Raw genomic sequence first — 14,733 nt, 5'->3', positions numbered from 1 at the left:
GTGCAGGAGGCAGTAACTATGGGGAACACACGCGACCACAGGATCACGCGACGCGATCTCTTGAGGTGGGTGGGCGCCGGCGCGGGGGCGCTGGCCGTAGGAGGGTTGGTGCAGGCCTGCGGAGGGGCGGCGGGGACCACGCCCAGCCCCACCGCTGCGCCCGGCGCCTCCCCGAGCCCCACCCCCACCGCCCCAAGCGCCGCCCCGACGCAGGCGCCGCCCACGCCGACCCAGGCCACGGGGTACACCGGCCCCGCTGCGACCATCACTATGTGGTTCGATACGACCGGCGGCGCCCAGGGGGCCAAGTGCGTTGTGGCATCGGCCATAGATCCCTTCAACAGCAGCCAAGCCAAGGTGAAGGTCGAGCCAACCTTCAGGGCGAACTCCTGGGATGCAACGCGCACCGCGCTGGCAGGTGGTGGAGGCCCGGACCTGGTGGGCACGCCTGGACCCTCGTTCGCGGTGGCGTTGGCCGCGGCCAACCAACTGGCGCCGCTAGATGAGTACATCACTCGCTACGGCTGGCGAGCTCGGTACCTCTCCTGGGCCCTCCCCCTGGGCATGGTCAACAGCAAGATCTACAGCCTGCCCAACGAGATGGAGACGCTCGTGCTGTACTACAACAAGACGCTGTTCGCGCAGCACGGCTGGAAACCCCCACGCACCATGGACGAGCTGATGAGGCTCTGCCAGCAGATCGAGTCCAAGGGTATAATCCCCTTCGCTCACGGGAACGCCGACTGGCGGCCCGCCAACGAGTGGTTCGTGGGCGAGTTCCTCAACCACGTGGCGGGTCCCGATGCGGTGTACCAGGCGCTCCTCGGCCAGAAGCGCTGGGATGACCCGGAGTTCGTCCGAGCCATAGATCTACTGCTGCAGATGCAGAAGAACGGCTGGTTCATGGGAGGGCTGGCCAGGTACTACACCACCAACACCAACACACGCCTGGCTGCCTTCGGCGACGGCAAGGCAGCCATGGACCTGGAAGGGACTTGGGTGATCGCCGACCTGAAGAACTACTTCGGTAAGGCGGCGCACAACGAGAACGACTGGGGCTGGGTGCCGGTGCCTTCCTCATCCGGTCGGGAGATCTACGACCTGGCGATAGGCTCAACCCTCTCGATCAACGCGCACTCCAAGAGTCCCGATGCCGTGGCCTACTTCCTGGACTACTTCTTCTCTCCCGAGGTGGATGCGCGTGTGGTGACCCACTGCGGGGTCGAGCCCGCCCCGATCAAGATCAAGGCCAGCCAGCTCAAGGGGATGGATCCGCGCCAGATACAGATCTTCGAGCACCTGGTGCAGGCTTCGAATCAGGGCAGCTACGGCTACACCACCTGGACCTTCTGGCCGCCAGCGGCCGAGAACTGGCTCATCGAGAAGATCGAGGATGTGTGGGCCGGCAAGATGACGGTGAAGGAGTACCTCGAGGGGCACCAGAAGGTGTTCGATCAGGAGAGGCGAGAGGGCAAGGTTCCCCCCATACCCAAGCGGTAAGGGGGCGGCCACAAAAGAGCATGGAGAGGAGCGAAGGATGGGAAGTCAGACGCAGGAGCGGGTACTGAGTCAGGGGCGCGCCGTGGTTGGTGGGGCGTCCTGGCGTCGGCGCAGGTTGGTGCTGCCGTGGCTGTTCGTGCTGCCCGCGCTCGGCCTCAACCTGGTGGTGATGACCGGCCCAGCCGTGGGCGCCATCTACTACTCCTTCACCGACTGGTCGGGCGTGGGGCAGGCCCACTTCGTGGGGCTCGACAACTACCGACGGATGCTGGAGACGTCCTCGGGCTTCTGGTCGGCCCTCGCGCACAACCTGCTGTACATGGGCTTCTTCCTGACGGTGCCGATGGTCATGGCCCTGGTGGCCTCCAGCCTGCTGGCCCCGATCCGCCGGGGGGCCATGCTCTACCGCATAGGGCTGTTCCTGCCCTACGTGCTCCCCAGCGTCGTCACCGCCTTCATCTGGCAGTCCTTGATGGATCCTGACCTCGGGCTGGGCGCCCTCGTGGCCAGGTGGACGGGCTTCCGGGGGCTGGCCCAGCCCTTTCTGGGCCAGCCGAGCACGGCTCTGCCCGCGATCGCCTTTGTAGACAACTGGCACTGGTGGGGCTTCCTCATGGTGCTGTTCCTGACGGCGATGCAGGGCATCCCCGCCGACCTGTACGAGACGGCTAGGATCGAGGGGGCCAATCGGTGGCAGGAGTTCTGGTACGTCACCCTCCCCGGCATCAGGCCCACCGTCGCGCTGATGATCCTGATGACCTCGATCTGGTCGTTCTTGGTGTTCGATTACGTGTGGATCCTCACGCAGGGTGGACCCGCTGGCGCATCCGAGGTGCTGGCGACTCTGGTGTACAAGGCGGCGTTCCAGAACTTCCAGGCGGGCTACGCCGCCGCCATAGGGCTGACGATGAGCCTGTTGGCTGGCGTGGTGATCACGATCTTCGTGGTGCTGCGCTGGCGGGGTTGGGAGATCTAGCGGATGAGGAGAAAGGAGCTTGCGCTATGCTTAGAGCCGGCAGGATCTTGAGACTGTTACCGAACTACTTGGTGCTGACCCTGCTGCTGGCGTTCGCGCTGGGGCCGTTGGTGGTTCTGGTGTTCAACTCCCTCAAGTCGGCGGCGGAGATAGGGCGCGATCCCCTGGGCCCTCCCTCCGAGGCGCTGTGGAGCAACTACCTGCGCGCCTGGGAGATAGGGCGGTTCAGCGTCACCACCCGCAACAGCCTGATCCTGGTGGCCGGCACGGTCGCGGGGGTGCTGTTGCTCGGTGGTATGGCGGCCTACAGCCTGGCCAGGATGAACCTGAGGGGTGCCGGGGTCGTGATGCTGTACCTGCTGGTCACGACCACCCTGCCCATCCAGCTCTTCCTGGTGCCGCTGTTCTTCCTGTGGCGGCACCTAGGGCTGGTGGACAACCTCCTGGGCCTGATCATCATCTACGTGGCCGTCAACTGCCCCTTCGCGATCTTCCTGCTGAGGGCCTACATGCTGCACATACCCACGGACTTCGAGGACGCGGCCAGGGTGGACGGCGCGGGGGAGTGGCAGGTGTTCACGAGGATCATAGTGCCCCTCTCCTGGCCCGGGTTCCTCACGGTGGGGCTGGTGGTCGCCCTCTCGGTCTGGAACGAATTCCTGCTGGCCCTGACTTTCCTGACGGACGAGAGCCACTTCACGGTCGTGACCAGCTACTACAACTTCACCACGCAGTTCAGCCGCGACTGGAGCCTGACGAGCGCTGCGGCCGTCATGATGATCTTTCCCATCGTGGTGACGTTCCTGCTGCTGCAGCGGCGATTCGTGGAGGGCCTGACGTCAGGCGGGCTCAAGATGTAGATCGGGAGGTGACAGATGGTCGTACCTGAGGACTACCTGGAGAGGGTGTACGCCGGCGTGCTGGGCAAGCTGATCGGGGTGTACCTGGGCAGGCCGTTCGAGGGCTGGTCCCACGAGCGCATACAGCGCGAGCTGGGGGAGGTCTGGTACTACGTGCACGAGAGGCTGGGCAGACCCCTGGTCGTCACCGACGACGACCTGTCGGGCACCTTCACCTTCGTCCGGGCCTTGGAGGACTACGGCCCGGACTTCACGCCGGCGGAGGCCGGCCGCACCTGGCTCAACTACGTCATCAAGGAGCGCACGACGCTCTGGTGGGGCGGCATGGGCAACTCCACCGAGCACACGGCCTTCCTACGCCTCCTGGCCGGCGTGCCGGCGCCCCGCAGCGGCTCGGCCGAGCTCAACGGTCGGGTCGTGGCCGAGCAGATAGGGGCCCAGATCTTCGTCGATTGCTGGGGCATGGTCTGCCCCGGCGATCCCGAGCGCGCCGCGGACCTGGCCCGCAGGGCCGCCAGCGTGAGCCACGACGGCGAGGCGCTGCACGCCGCGGCGGTGATCGCCGCCCTGGAGGCACAGGCCTTTGTGGAGCGCGACCTGGGACGGCTGCTGGACGTGGCCTCCTCCCTCATCCCCCGCGACTCGACGATCCACCGGGTGATCCAGGACGTCCGCAGCTGGAGGGAGGCGGAGCCCGATTGGCGGCGCGCTAGGGAGCTCGTCGAGGCCAGGTACGGCTACGGGCTTTTTGCCGGCAACTGCCACGTGGTGCCCAACCACGCCCTGGTCATCCTGGCGCTCCTGTATGGCGAGGGCGACTTCCAAAGGTCCCTGATGATCGTCAACACCTGTGGCTGGGACACGGACTGCAACTCGGGCAACCTGGGCTGCATCCTGGGGATCAGAAACGGCCTGGCTGGCCTGGACGCAGGTCCCGATTGGCGCGGGCCGGTGCGCGACAGGTTGTTTGTGGTCAGCGCCGCTCCCGGGGAGGCCATCACGGACGCGGTGCGGCAGGCCTACAGGATAGCCAACCTGGGCAGGAGGTTGGCCGGCCTGCAGCCGATCGTCCCCAAGGGAGGGGCCCGGTACCACTTCGAGCTGCCCGGTGCCCAGCAGGGCTTCGAGGCGGAAGACTCGCCGGACGCCAGGGGGGTGGCGGAGCTCGAGAACGTGGCGGGGCACAGCGCTCATGGGGGCAGGAGCCTGGCCATCCACCTGCGCCATCTGGCGCCCGGCAGGGCGGCGAGGGTGATCGCGCCGACCTTCATCCAGCCCCACGAGAAGGAGATGCCCGGCTACTCCCTGTGCTCGACGCCCACGCTCTACCCGGGGCAAACGGTCCGCGCTCGGTTGGAGGCCGATGCTCGCAACACCGGGCCGGTGTGGGTGCGACCCTTGGTGAGGCACTACTCGGGGGGCGATCAGCTGGCGACGCTGCTCGGGGACCCAGCCCTCCTGCCTCCCGGGGAAGCCGCGGAGATCGGCTGGTGCGTGCCGCCCACCGACAGCCAGCCCATCGCCCAGGTGGGGCTCGAGGTCACCGCCGAGCGCCCTTGTGGGGGCTCGATCTACTTGGACTACTTGACCTGGGATGGCGAGCCCGAGCTGCTGTTGACCCTCCCTCAGGGGGGTGGGATGTGGCAGAGGGCATGGCTCAGCGCCGCCGACCAGTTCGGTCGCTGGTGGGACCACCCCTTTAGGGTCAGCCAGGGCGAGGGCACCGGCCTGGTGGCGCACGGGACGCTGGAGTGGCGGGACTACCGGGTGGAGGCCAAGGTGACGGTGCACATGGCCCGGGCGGCGGGGATAGCGGCGCGAGTGGGAGGCCTTAGGCGCTACTACGCCCTGCTGCTGTGCGATGATGGCATGGCTCGCCTCGTCAGGTGCGCCGACGACTGGCGCGTGCTGGCCGAGGCCCCCTTGGCGTGGGCCACGCACCGACCCTACGAGCTCTCCCTGGAGGTACGGGGGGCGCGGCTGCGCTGCTGGGTGGCCGGGAGCTTGCTGTGCGACGTGGAGGATGAGGAGCACCTCCTGGAGCGTGGGGCAGTGGGGCTGCTGTGCCAGGAGGGCACGATGTCGGCGGAATGGGTTAGGGTGAGTCCCGCCCGTGGTGAGCCCTAGATCTCCTCGGTGTGCTGCCTCGGCTGTGGGGCCGCTAGCGGCGTGCCTCGCTGCCCCTGTTGGCACGTACCTGCGCTCTGCCAGCTGCACCAAATGCCCGGGTCGCAAGCTCGACCCCATAAGCCCAGGACGCACGGGGGAGGGGCACGGGAGGCTGCCATGCTGGCGGTTAGCGGCCACCGCGACCTCGCGTCCCCACAGGTGGTGATGTGGGGGAATTACGGCGGACGCGCGGCTGGCCTTCAGCGGCCTGTGGTGCTGGCCTGGGATGCAGCTGCCAAACCGTCGAGCGCTCGTCGCAGCATCTGCGCCCGCGCCGGACCTCCCTTGCAGTCCCTGGGTGGGCATCTGAGAGCCCGCCCGGCCGTCCTGGCGCCGCGATATCTTCCCGTTGGCGTTGGGTGTGGAGCCGGCTTAGAGCCAGAACCCGTGCTGGGGATCGCCCCGTGGCCGTCCACGGGAAGGCAGTTGGGGGCTCCTCCGGCGGTCGTACCTAGCTTGGCGTGAGCCTATGTGGGAGACCGCGAGCAAGCTGCCACGCCCCAGCTCGTTGGATCGCTGGGCGCCCGCAGCATGGGGTTGACCCTGGCCCTAGATGGCGGACGGGCTGCCCGGCCAGCAGGTCGTGAGGCTCCGCGGGCTCGCGGTCCCAGCCTCGGCCGGCGGTCATCCCGGGCCAGGCGACGACCCAGCTGGCGGCCGGGGAGCCTGGTGGGCTCGGCGACCGCCGCTATGTGCCTGCCGCCTACTAAGTCCATCCGCACTATCCCGCTCTCGAGCAGCTCCAGGCAATCGTACTCTGACAGGATGCCCTCCGCCATCCAGTTGTAGTTCTCCACGGCGAAGAGCGTCCGCCGATTTTGCTCGACATAATATATTCAAAGATCTTTGCCTGACTTCCTACCAGGGGCGGTCAGCCTAGCCCGTACACCCTCGATCACGGTCCTCGGCTATAGCTGGGGGACTCCATGGTGAAGGACAGACCTCCTCTACCAGGGCCATCAATTTGTGCGCTGGCAAGCTTCCGAGCATGAGCTGCAGCCACTGTTAGGGCTTGTCCGGGTGCTCAACCGAGAAGAGTCCGTAGGTGGAGCCTCGGCCATCGAGGAGCAGGATCGTTGTCGATTGTACCACGTACAGGGTGTACACCTGCGCATCCCTCAGCCAGCTGATGCTACAGTATCTTGGTCAACATCCACCATCCCCGAGCTCTTAGGCGATGTGCTTGGGCGGTACTCCCAGCAGGCGCGGCACTGCCCATCCTCGCACCTCCCGGGAGGATGTGACAAACAATCCCCAAATACGACCGGTGTCCGGCAGCCAGGTCCACCGACCTACCGCACACTTCAATAGATAAGTACCCATTGGCATCGTAGCTGGCTTGAACTCAACCTCTCGCCACCCGGACGTAGGTGTCCCCGAGTCGGCTCAGATCAGCACTGAACAATCTCGTCGTGGCCTCTGGATCACCTCTCTTTACGCCAGTGTCTACCTATCGGACACCCTAGAGGGTATTGGCACTTGTTGCGTCACCCGTATTCCCTCCTTCTGTCGGCTCCAATAGGGACTGCCATGCCCTAGCTACTTGAGCGCTCCGCTCAGCAGGCCGCTCACGTAGTACCGCTGCAGCACGAGAAAGAGCAGCACGCAGGGTATGGCGCTCACCACTACCCCTGCCTGCAGTACCCCCCAGTCAATGGTCCCGAACTGCCCGGATTGCAGGATGGAGAGGGTGACCGGCAGCGTCATCCTGTCCTGGTCGGTGACCAGGATGAGGGCAGCGAAGAAGTCGTTCCAGGCGGCGAAGAAAGCAAACAGCGCGGTCGTGACCACGCCGGGCAAGGCGATCGGCAGCATCACCCGCGTGAGTGATAACAGGGTGGAGCAGCCGTCCAGGAGGGCAGCCTCCTGGATCTCCCTGGGAATGGTTCCGAAGGCGTTGCGCATCAGGTACAGACCGAACGGCAGCTGGTAGGTGATATAGACCAGTGCCAACCCGACCAACGAGTTCTGCAGGTGGAGTGCTCGCATCACCAGGTAGAGAGGGGTGATGATCGCCTGGAAGGGGATCATGAACGTGACCAGCAGGCCGAAGAACCACACACCATTGCCCGGGAAGTTGAGCCTGGCGAAGCTGTAGCCCCCCAAGGTGCTCACCAACACCACGCCCCCTACTGTGGCAAGGGACACGTACAGGCTGTTGAGGATGTGCTGCGAGATGTTGATGCTGGCCACCTCGCCCCCCATGCGCCTGAAAGAATCCAGCGACCAGCTATGTGGCCACAGGGTAGGGGGTATGGCCGCGGCCTCGGCCGGGCTCTTGAAGGCTTGCGTCACCATGAGGTACAGGGGCAGTAAGAACAGGACACCCAACAGGATGCAGACTACCCACCAAGCTAGAGTAGCTTGATGCATGGTCTTGAGCGGCATAACCTTCATCGCCAACACCTCACAGTTCCACCGATCTATGGATGAGCCGCAGCTGCACGAAGCTGACCAGCGCCAGCACAACCATGAGCAGGATCGACAGCGCGGCGGCGTAGCCCAACTGGAAGTTGATGAACGCGGTATGGTAGATCCAGTAGACAGCGGTGATGGTGGAGTTGGAGGGCCCTCCGCCGGTGATGATGTAGAACTGATCGAACGCGAGCAGGGAGCCCGCCACCGAGAACACGAGCACCAACGCCAGCGTCGATCTGAGCAGGGGCAGGGTGACTAGCCAGAACACCTGCCGACCGCTAGCGCCGTCCACGCGCGCCGCCTCCTCCAGCTCGATGGGGATGGAGTGCATCCCAGACATCAGGAGTATCATCTGCATGCCTGACGTCTTCCAGGTCACCATCGCGATCACCACTGCCAGCGCACTGGTGGTGCCGGCAAGCCACTGAGGGGGCTGCTGCACCAATCCCAGCAGCTGCAGGATGCGGCCCAGGGGGCCGGCGTCAGGCTGCACTAACCAGACCCAGAGGTAGCTGGCCGAGGCAAACCCTATTGGCACGGGCAGGAAGTAGAGTGTACGAAACAGCCCCACTCCCCTCCGGTGGCCCTTGACGAGCATCGCCAAGGCGAAGCCCACAACGATCAGGATGGGGGTGATCACCAGCGTGTACACGCAGGTGAAGTACACAGCATGCAGGAAGTTAGGGTCTCCCAGCGCGCGCCCGTAGTTGGCCAAGCCGGTGAAACGACGGGCACCGAGGATGGGCCAGTCGTAGAGGGACATCCAGAACGTCATCCCCAAGGGTATGAAGAAGAACAGCCCAATGAGGATCGTGGCTGGCAGCACGTACAAGATGCCTTCTACCGATCGACGCCAGCGCCAGCTACTGGATACGCTCTGAGACCCAATACGCTCGCGGGTGGCGACTTCGCGGGCCGGGGCCATGCTCAGCTCCCCGCAGTTATGGCCATAGCCCGCTGCTGGGCAGCTCGCTGGGCCCCTTGGATGTCCCCTCTAAACACCGCATCCTGAATCATCTTGATCCATGGTCCGTTGTTGTCGTTGAAGAGGGCGTTGTACACGGTGCTATAGGGAGTACGACCCTCCAACATCGCCTGGGCCAAGGCCTTGTACTTAGGATTCAGAGGCTCGTAGATGCTCTTGTAGAGATCAGTACGAATGGGTACAATTCCCTTGCGAGCTAGAACGGCCTGTGCCTCCTCCCCGGTAGCCCACTGAATGAACTCCCAGGCCTCGTCCTTGTGCTTGGATGCTTTAGGTATGGCGATCTCATCGCCACCCGCAAAGGAAGCGTAGCCACCGGTCCTGCCCGGAATAGGAGTCACATCCCACTCGAAGTTCTTGGCGCTGCTTAGAGTAGGGATGAAGAACGCTCCAGAGGGATAGATGCCAATTTTCCCACCTGCGAACGCTGGCCCGCTGTTGGTGCCCTGATCAGTCTGCGCAAGCTTCGGGATGAGGTCACCCTCCCACATGCGACGGTAGAAGGTAAGTGCTTGGGTAATGATTGGTGAGTCGAATGTGGGCGAGCCTTTGCTTGTCAGTACGTCGCCTCCACTAGCCCAGATATAGGGCATGAAGGTGAAGGCGTTGTAACCCGCGCTTGCGCCGGCAAACACATAGCCATAGTATTCACCTCCCAGAGATCTGATCTTGCGGGCGTATTCCTCGACGTCCTCCCATGTCCTGGGAGGCCGCTTGGGATCTAGTCCCGCTCGCCTAAAGAGGGTGACGTTGTAGAAGAGCACCGAGGCCTCAGCGGTGAACGGTAAAGCATAGATCCTGCCTTTGTAAGTAGCCAACCTCATGTGGGACGAGCTCAGGCCGGACTTGTACGTCAGGGCGTTTACCTTGTCGGTGATGTCCTATAGGGCGCCCACTGAGGCAAAGTACGGTAGGTAGACCAGGTCGATCGAGGCAATGTCCGGTCCAGTGCCTCCCGCCGCTGCCGTGCCGAACTTCTGGACAAAGTTGGCGGCCGGAATGAGGTTGACCCTAACCTGGAAATCTTTGTGGGTGTGGTTGAAGGCCTCGACCAGGTCACCTATGAACGTCTTCTGACTGTCCCTGGCCCATAGCGTGATCTCGGTAGTGGCCGGTGCCCTACCAGTCATGTGCGTATTGGCCGGACTGGCCATCGGTGAGCGGCCTTGGGTAGTGGATCCTCTCTGGCGGCCGCAGGCCCACAGGAGTGGGGCAGCGATCAGTGCTCCCCCAATGCGGGTCGTGCGACGTAGAAACTCCCTACGGCTAACATTCGTCTTTGTCCTTTCGTCTTTTGCTGCCATCTCTCTAGATCCTCCTACGAACGAGCAACCAATACAAGGACCTCTCTGCTGGCTTGGCATGCAGCCGGTCATAAATCCTAACCAAAACATTATAGAACGATTTATGTTTAAAAACTATCATCAATCAGAAAATATATCAATATATCTTGGTAAACGTTTTCCGGTAGTTTCTGGTTGTGCGTATCACCCCTGCATAAGTGCGAGGAAAGTTACATCGCTTCAGCGATGGGCACATACCTAATGTGATCGGTGGAGTTCAGGAGCCTGACGCGCACTTGCCCCCCTGCCACCTCAAGCAGGTTGAGCGCACATAGGTCCTGTCCAAGCCGCTCCCTGTAAGCGCGGATCGGTATCTCCAGGTAATGACACAGGAGGATGCGGTTGACCGTCCTGTGCGCCACCACCAGCACCGCGCCCGCCCGGTGGCTGGCGAACACGTGGTGCAGCGCCGCCAGCGCTCGCTGGGCGACCTCGTAGGCGCCCTCGCCTCCCTCCGGGGCTACGGCAGCCGGATCCTCGCACCACCGCAGGTAGCGGTCGGGGGAGGCGCGGCGGACGTCTTCCCGGGTGCGCCCCTCCCAGCGCCCGAAATCCATCTCCACCAGGCCTTCCAGCGCCTCCACCGGCAGGCCCTGGGAGCGCGCCACGGCCTCCGCCGTGGCCAGCGCCCGGCGCAGCGGGCTGGCGTACACGGCGACCAGGGGCTCGGCCGCCAGGCGTCGCGCCAGCGCCTCGGCCTGAGCGTAGCCCCGCTCGGACAGCTCCAGATCGGTCCGTCCGCAGAAGCGGTCCTCGTCTCCCCACACCGTTTGTCCATGCCTGGCAAGCCACACTCGCAACATAGGCCCTCCTAGATGTAGCCTCTTTGCCGCAGCGCCTCCAGGAAGCGCTGGTACTGCTCGCCGTAGCCAGCCTCAAGCCTTGGATCCGGGTCAAAGGAGGCTGCGGGCCGGGCCATGGTGCGTGTGGCCTCCTCCAGCCCGCGGTGCACCGTCGCGCCGGCCGCCAGCACGGCTGCCCCGTAGGCCGCGCCGGTGTGCCTGGCCACCAACACCGGCCTGCCCAGCACGCTGGCCCTGATTGCACACCAGGTCCTGCTGTGGGCACCGCCGCCCGCAGTCAAGATGCCTCCTTCCATCGTCGCCCCGAGGGAAGCCAGCAGCTCGTACGCCAGCCGCTCGAGAAAGCTCACCCCCTCCAACGTAGTCGCATACAGGACCTCTTCATCAAGCACGATCCCCTCACAGAAGCCGCGCGCGTGAGAGCACACGAAGGGGAACCTCTCCCCCTGTCGCCTCAGGGGATAGCAGATCAAGCCCGTGGGGATCCTGCTGGCCGCAGCCGCGTCTAGCTCAGGCAGCCGCGCTCGAGCCCAGAGCTCGAGCGCCTCCCCGCCGGTGTTGGAGGCAGCACCAGGCAACCACCAGCCCAGTGGATGGCGATGGTGATAGATCCTGCCTGCCGGATCGCGGAGCAGCTGCCTGGACACGCCCTTGATGACCATCGTGGTCCCAAGCACGGTCAGCCACTCACCCGGGCTCACCGATCCAGCGGCCAACTGGCTTGCGCACCCATCAGTCATGCCAGCTACAACAATGACGTCTCGGGGCAGCCCCAGTGCCTCCGATACTGACTGCCGGAGGGTGCCAAGGGGCGTGCCAGGGGCAACTACCTGCGGCAGCCGCTCCAGGGGCAGCTCGAGCAGCCGCGCCACCTCGGCGGGCCAGCGCAGCTCCGCCACGTCGTAGCCGCTCTTCAGCGCCTGGGTCCAGTCCGTCACGCCCATCACGCCGCTCAGTCTCTCCAGAAGGTAGTCGGCCGCGTGCGCTATCCGGCCGCAGCGCCACAGGTCGGGGCGGTGCCGTCGCAGCCACAGCAGCTTCGGTAGCCCCCAGGACGGGTGGAAGCGGTAGCCCAGCCTGGCGCACTGCCCGGCGAGGGCCTCGTTGAGCTCGGCTGCCTCCGCCTGCGCCCTGCCGTCCGAGTACATGATCGCCGGCAGCAACGGCTCGCCCTCGGCGTCCACCAAGAGCACGGTACCGGAGGTGGCCGCCACGCTGATAGCCCTCACGTTCACCCTATGGGCTCTCCTGGCCAGCGCCCGCAGGCAGGCCATCGCCTCCCGCCACCACTGCCCGGGATCCTGCTCGAACAGGACTCCCTCCCGCCGCGCCTCCAAGGGACGCTCGGCGCTGGCCAGCAGGCGACCCTCGGCGTCCACCAGGCAGGCCCGGACCCCTCCCGTGCCCACGTCCAGCCCGATGCAGGCCTCCACGCCGCCCCTCCTCACAGGGCACGCCCGCTCTCGGGGTCGAACACGTGGAGGGCCTCCTCCGGGAAGGTCACGTCCACCTGCTGCCCCTCCTCGAAGTAGTCCTCGGCCCCCATGACCACGATGAGCGTGGCCTGGCCCGCCTCGACGGTGACGTGCGTCTCCTCGCCGATCCACTCCACGAAGGTGATCCTGCCAGGCAGGTGGTAGGGATCGCAAGCTGGCTTAGGCGTGGCGATCGCCATGTCCTGGGGGCGGATGCCGAGGACGAACTCCTGACCCAGGCGATCGCGAAGGCTCGCTCGGAGGCGGTGGGGTGGCGGGAGGCAGATGGCGCCGTCCTGGCTCCTGAAGGCCAGCTCGCCGTTCACCGAGGTCAGCGCGCACCGCACGAAGTTCGTGGGAGGTTCGCCCACGAAGTCCGCGACGAAGATCGTCGCGGGTCGGTTGTATAGTTCGTTACGGTCACCGAACTGCTCCACCACGCCATTGTTCATTACCGCGATCCTGTCTGCTAGGGCTATCGCCTCCAGCTGGTCGTGGGTGACGATGATCGTGGTGGTGGAGATCTCCTGCAGCAGCTCCTTGAGGTGGAGCCGCATCTGGAAGCGGAGCCTGGGATCCAGGTGCGACATCGGCTCGTCCAGCAGCAGCACGGAGGCGTTGCGCACCAGCGCCCGCGCCAGGGAAACGCGCTGCTGCTCCCCGCCGGACAGCTGCGCCGGCTTGAGGTCCAGGATCGGGCCCAGCTGCAGCATCTCCGCCACGCGCTCGACCCTGCGCCGCCTCTCATCCGGGGGCACCCGGCGGGCCTTCAGCGGGAACTCGATGTTCTCTCGCACCGTGAGGGGTGGGTAGAGCGCATAGGACTCGAAGGCCATCGCCACGTCGCGCTGGCTGGGCTCCAGCCCGTTGATCAAACGGTCGCCTATGTATATCCGCCCCGAGGTGATCGTCTCCAGCCCCGCGATCATGCGCAGGGTCGAGGTCTTGCCGCAGCCCGAGGGCCCCAGGAGGGCGACGAACTCCCCGTCCTGGATCGCCAGGTCGATGCCCTTGACGGCCTCCACGGCGCGGCCCCGGGACCGATACACCTTTCGGACCTGCTCAAGCCTTAGCTCCGCCATCTCTAGCTCCTTGTGGTGTGGTGATGCGAGGGTGCAAGATGTTGAGTTGGGACTCCCGGTCGAAGAGGTACAAGGCGTCCTCCGGGTAGTCCAGCAGGACCCTGCTGCCGGGCTCGAATCTGGCGTTGGGGGGCACGAGCACGTTGAGCACCTGGCCGTTGGCGCGGGCCCGCAGCACGCCGTGCGTGCCCAGGGGCTCGAACACCAGCACCTCGGCATCGAAGGCGGTGCCCGCGCCCAGGTCGCCCAGCTGGAGGTCCTGCGGGCGCAGCCCCACCCAGACCTCCGTGCCGGCGGTGGGCAGCGGCTCGCCCGTCGCCAGCTGGTGGGTGGTCCCCAGTGCGGTCTCCACCCGCAGACGACCGTTGGCGGCGGTCAGGGTGCCCTCGAGGATGTTCATCTCCGGCTGGCCGAAGGAGAGGGCGACGAAGAGGTTGCGCGGGGCGTAGTACACCTCCCTCGGCGTGCCCACCTGGTGCAGGCGGCCGTGGTCGAGCACGCCCACGCGATCGCCCAGCGACAGCGCCTCGACGTAGTCGTGGGTCACGTAGATGATGGTGTTGTTGAGCATCGTGGACATCCGGTGTAGCTCGCCGCGCATGTAGTGTCGGACCTTGGCGTCCACGTGGCTGAGAGGCTCATCGAACAGGTAGACGTCGGCCGGCCGCACTATGGCCCGGGCCAACGCCGTGCGCTGCCTCTGGCCCTGGCTGATCTCGGCCGGCTTGTGCCCCAGCACGTGCTCGATGCCCAGCAACCTCGCTGCCCAGCGCACCCGCTCGTCGATCTCGGCTCTCGACATGCGCCTGTCTGGAGCCCGCAGTGGGAACGCGATATTATCGTAGACCGAGTAGTGCGGGTACAGCGCGTAGGACTCGAAGGTCATGGCGACGTTGCGGGCATCGGGCTCCAGCAGATCCACCCGGCGCCCACCTATGTGGACCTCGCCGCTATCCGGGTGCTCGGCACCCGCTATGAGCTTGAGGGTCGTGGTCTTCCCCGCCCCCGAGGGGCCGTAGAGCACGAAGAACTCCCGGTCCTCCACCTCCAGGCAGAGGTCGTCGACGGCCCGGACCCTCCCGTAACTCTTGACCAAGTGCTCCAACCTGACTCTAGGCATAG

16 protein-coding genes are annotated in these 14,733 nt (G+C 65.3%); 6 read left to right on the top strand and 10 right to left on the bottom strand.

Translation table 11 applies throughout. From position 1 onward, the window contains the following. The first annotated feature begins 18 nt into the window (after positions 1-18). From TTER_RS12585 to TTER_RS12575, 3 genes are read left to right on the top strand one after another with little or no spacing between them, the layout of a single operon-like run. Positions 19-1,500 (top strand): ABC transporter substrate-binding protein, encoded by a 1,482-nt coding sequence (locus TTER_RS12585; RefSeq protein WP_012876422.1) that lies wholly within the window; start codon positions 19-21, stop codon positions 1,498-1,500. 37 nt (positions 1,501-1,537) lie between these two features. Next, positions 1,538-2,476 (top strand): carbohydrate ABC transporter permease, encoded by a 939-nt coding sequence (locus TTER_RS12580; protein WP_012876421.1) that lies wholly within the window; start codon positions 1,538-1,540, stop codon positions 2,474-2,476. Between the two features lie 26 nt (positions 2,477-2,502). Continuing rightward, on the top strand, positions 2,503-3,336 hold the full coding sequence (locus TTER_RS12575) for a carbohydrate ABC transporter permease (protein ID WP_012876420.1): 834 nt from the start codon (positions 2,503-2,505) through the stop codon (positions 3,334-3,336). Here TTER_RS12575 and TTER_RS16135 read toward each other — a convergent pair. Beyond that, positions 3,316-3,495 (bottom strand): hypothetical protein, encoded by a 180-nt coding sequence (locus TTER_RS16135; protein WP_241215306.1) that lies wholly within the window; start codon positions 3,493-3,495, stop codon positions 3,316-3,318. The two genes, TTER_RS12575 and TTER_RS16135, sit on opposite strands and share 21 nt — an antisense overlap. Between TTER_RS16135 and TTER_RS12570 the strand changes: the two genes are divergently transcribed. Further along, positions 3,415-5,463: an ADP-ribosylglycohydrolase family protein gene (locus TTER_RS12570; RefSeq protein ID WP_338132001.1), complete on the top strand. Its 2,049-nt coding sequence runs from the start codon at positions 3,415-3,417 to the stop codon at positions 5,461-5,463. The genes TTER_RS16135 and TTER_RS12570 overlap by 81 nt on opposite strands. A gap of 159 nt (positions 5,464-5,622) precedes the next feature. Further along, a complete protein-coding gene (locus TTER_RS12565) occupies positions 5,623-5,970 on the top strand; it encodes a hypothetical protein (RefSeq protein WP_012876418.1) in 348 nt (115 codons plus the stop codon). A gap of 2 nt (positions 5,971-5,972) precedes the next feature. On the opposite strand, the gene TTER_RS12560 is transcribed toward TTER_RS12565, so the two are convergent. Continuing rightward, complete coding sequence (locus tag TTER_RS12560; protein ID WP_148212019.1) at positions 5,973-6,302, bottom strand: hypothetical protein; 330 nt, start codon at positions 6,300-6,302, stop codon at positions 5,973-5,975. 169 nt (positions 6,303-6,471) lie between these two features. Here TTER_RS12560 and TTER_RS15665 point away from each other — a divergent pair, with 169 nt between their 5' ends. Then, on the top strand, positions 6,472-6,816 hold the full coding sequence (locus tag TTER_RS15665) for a hypothetical protein (protein ID WP_148212018.1): 345 nt from the start codon (positions 6,472-6,474) through the stop codon (positions 6,814-6,816). 228 nt (positions 6,817-7,044) lie between these two features. On the opposite strand, the gene TTER_RS12555 is transcribed toward TTER_RS15665, so the two are convergent. The 8 genes from TTER_RS12555 to TTER_RS12525 form a co-directional block, all read right to left on the bottom strand. Then, positions 7,045-7,902, bottom strand: a complete 858-nt coding sequence (locus tag TTER_RS12555) for a carbohydrate ABC transporter permease (RefSeq protein WP_012876417.1) — start codon at positions 7,900-7,902, stop codon at positions 7,045-7,047. A 10-nt stretch (positions 7,903-7,912) separates the two neighbouring features. Beyond that, positions 7,913-8,848, bottom strand: a complete 936-nt coding sequence (locus TTER_RS12550) for a carbohydrate ABC transporter permease (RefSeq protein ID WP_012876416.1) — start codon at positions 8,846-8,848, stop codon at positions 7,913-7,915. Positions 8,849-8,850: 2 nt separating this feature from the next. After that, complete coding sequence (locus TTER_RS12545; RefSeq protein ID WP_049823074.1) at positions 8,851-9,726, bottom strand: ABC transporter substrate-binding protein; 876 nt, start codon at positions 9,724-9,726, stop codon at positions 8,851-8,853. Positions 9,727-9,789: 63 nt separating this feature from the next. Next, positions 9,790-10,212: a type 2 periplasmic-binding domain-containing protein gene (locus tag TTER_RS15075; protein WP_049823073.1), complete on the bottom strand. Its 423-nt coding sequence runs from the start codon at positions 10,210-10,212 to the stop codon at positions 9,790-9,792. A gap of 209 nt (positions 10,213-10,421) precedes the next feature. Beyond that, positions 10,422-11,054 (bottom strand): histidine phosphatase family protein, encoded by a 633-nt coding sequence (locus tag TTER_RS12540; protein WP_012876415.1) that lies wholly within the window; start codon positions 11,052-11,054, stop codon positions 10,422-10,424. 8 nt (positions 11,055-11,062) lie between these two features. Further along, positions 11,063-12,487: an FGGY-family carbohydrate kinase gene (locus TTER_RS12535; RefSeq protein WP_012876414.1), complete on the bottom strand. Its 1,425-nt coding sequence runs from the start codon at positions 12,485-12,487 to the stop codon at positions 11,063-11,065. Between the two features lie 11 nt (positions 12,488-12,498). Continuing rightward, positions 12,499-13,611, bottom strand: coding sequence for an ABC transporter ATP-binding protein (locus TTER_RS12530; RefSeq protein ID WP_012876413.1), 1,113 nt, complete (start codon positions 13,609-13,611; stop codon positions 12,499-12,501). Further along, a complete protein-coding gene (locus TTER_RS12525) occupies positions 13,592-14,731 on the bottom strand; it encodes an ABC transporter ATP-binding protein (protein WP_012876412.1) in 1,140 nt (379 codons plus the stop codon). Before TTER_RS12525 ends, TTER_RS12530 begins: the two co-directional genes overlap by 20 nt. Positions 14,732-14,733: the final 2 nt, after the last annotated feature.

The sequence above is a fragment of the Thermobaculum terrenum ATCC BAA-798 genome, assembly GCF_000025005.1.
GTDB classification, from domain to species: Bacteria; Chloroflexota; Chloroflexia; order Thermobaculales; family Thermobaculaceae; genus Thermobaculum; species Thermobaculum terrenum.
This window is presented reverse-complemented; position numbering and strand designations above follow the sequence as displayed.

Bases quoted from the DNA above. Each gene is read 5' to 3' on its own strand.
- TTER_RS12585 (WP_012876422.1), top strand. From the start codon at position 19: ATGGGGAACACACGCGACCACAGGATCACGCGACGCGATCTCTTGAGG.
- TTER_RS12580 (WP_012876421.1), top strand. From the start codon at position 1,538: ATGGGAAGTCAGACGCAGGAGCGGGTACTGAGTCAGGGGCGCGCCGTG.
- TTER_RS12575 (WP_012876420.1), top strand. From the start codon at position 2,503: ATGCTTAGAGCCGGCAGGATCTTGAGACTGTTACCGAACTACTTGGTG.
- TTER_RS12565 (WP_012876418.1), top strand. From the start codon at position 5,623: ATGCTGGCGGTTAGCGGCCACCGCGACCTCGCGTCCCCACAGGTGGTG.
- TTER_RS12555 (WP_012876417.1), bottom strand. From the start codon at position 7,902: ATGAAGGTTATGCCGCTCAAGACCATGCATCAAGCTACTCTAGCTTGG.
- TTER_RS12550 (WP_012876416.1), bottom strand. From the start codon at position 8,848: ATGGCCCCGGCCCGCGAAGTCGCCACCCGCGAGCGTATTGGGTCTCAG.
- TTER_RS15075 (WP_049823073.1), bottom strand. From the start codon at position 10,212: ATGGCAGCAAAAGACGAAAGGACAAAGACGAATGTTAGCCGTAGGGAG.
- TTER_RS12540 (WP_012876415.1), bottom strand. From the start codon at position 11,054: ATGTTGCGAGTGTGGCTTGCCAGGCATGGACAAACGGTGTGGGGAGAC.
- TTER_RS12530 (WP_012876413.1), bottom strand. From the start codon at position 13,611: ATGGCGGAGCTAAGGCTTGAGCAGGTCCGAAAGGTGTATCGGTCCCGG.
- TTER_RS12525 (WP_012876412.1), bottom strand. From the start codon at position 14,731: ATGCCTAGAGTCAGGTTGGAGCACTTGGTCAAGAGTTACGGGAGGGTC.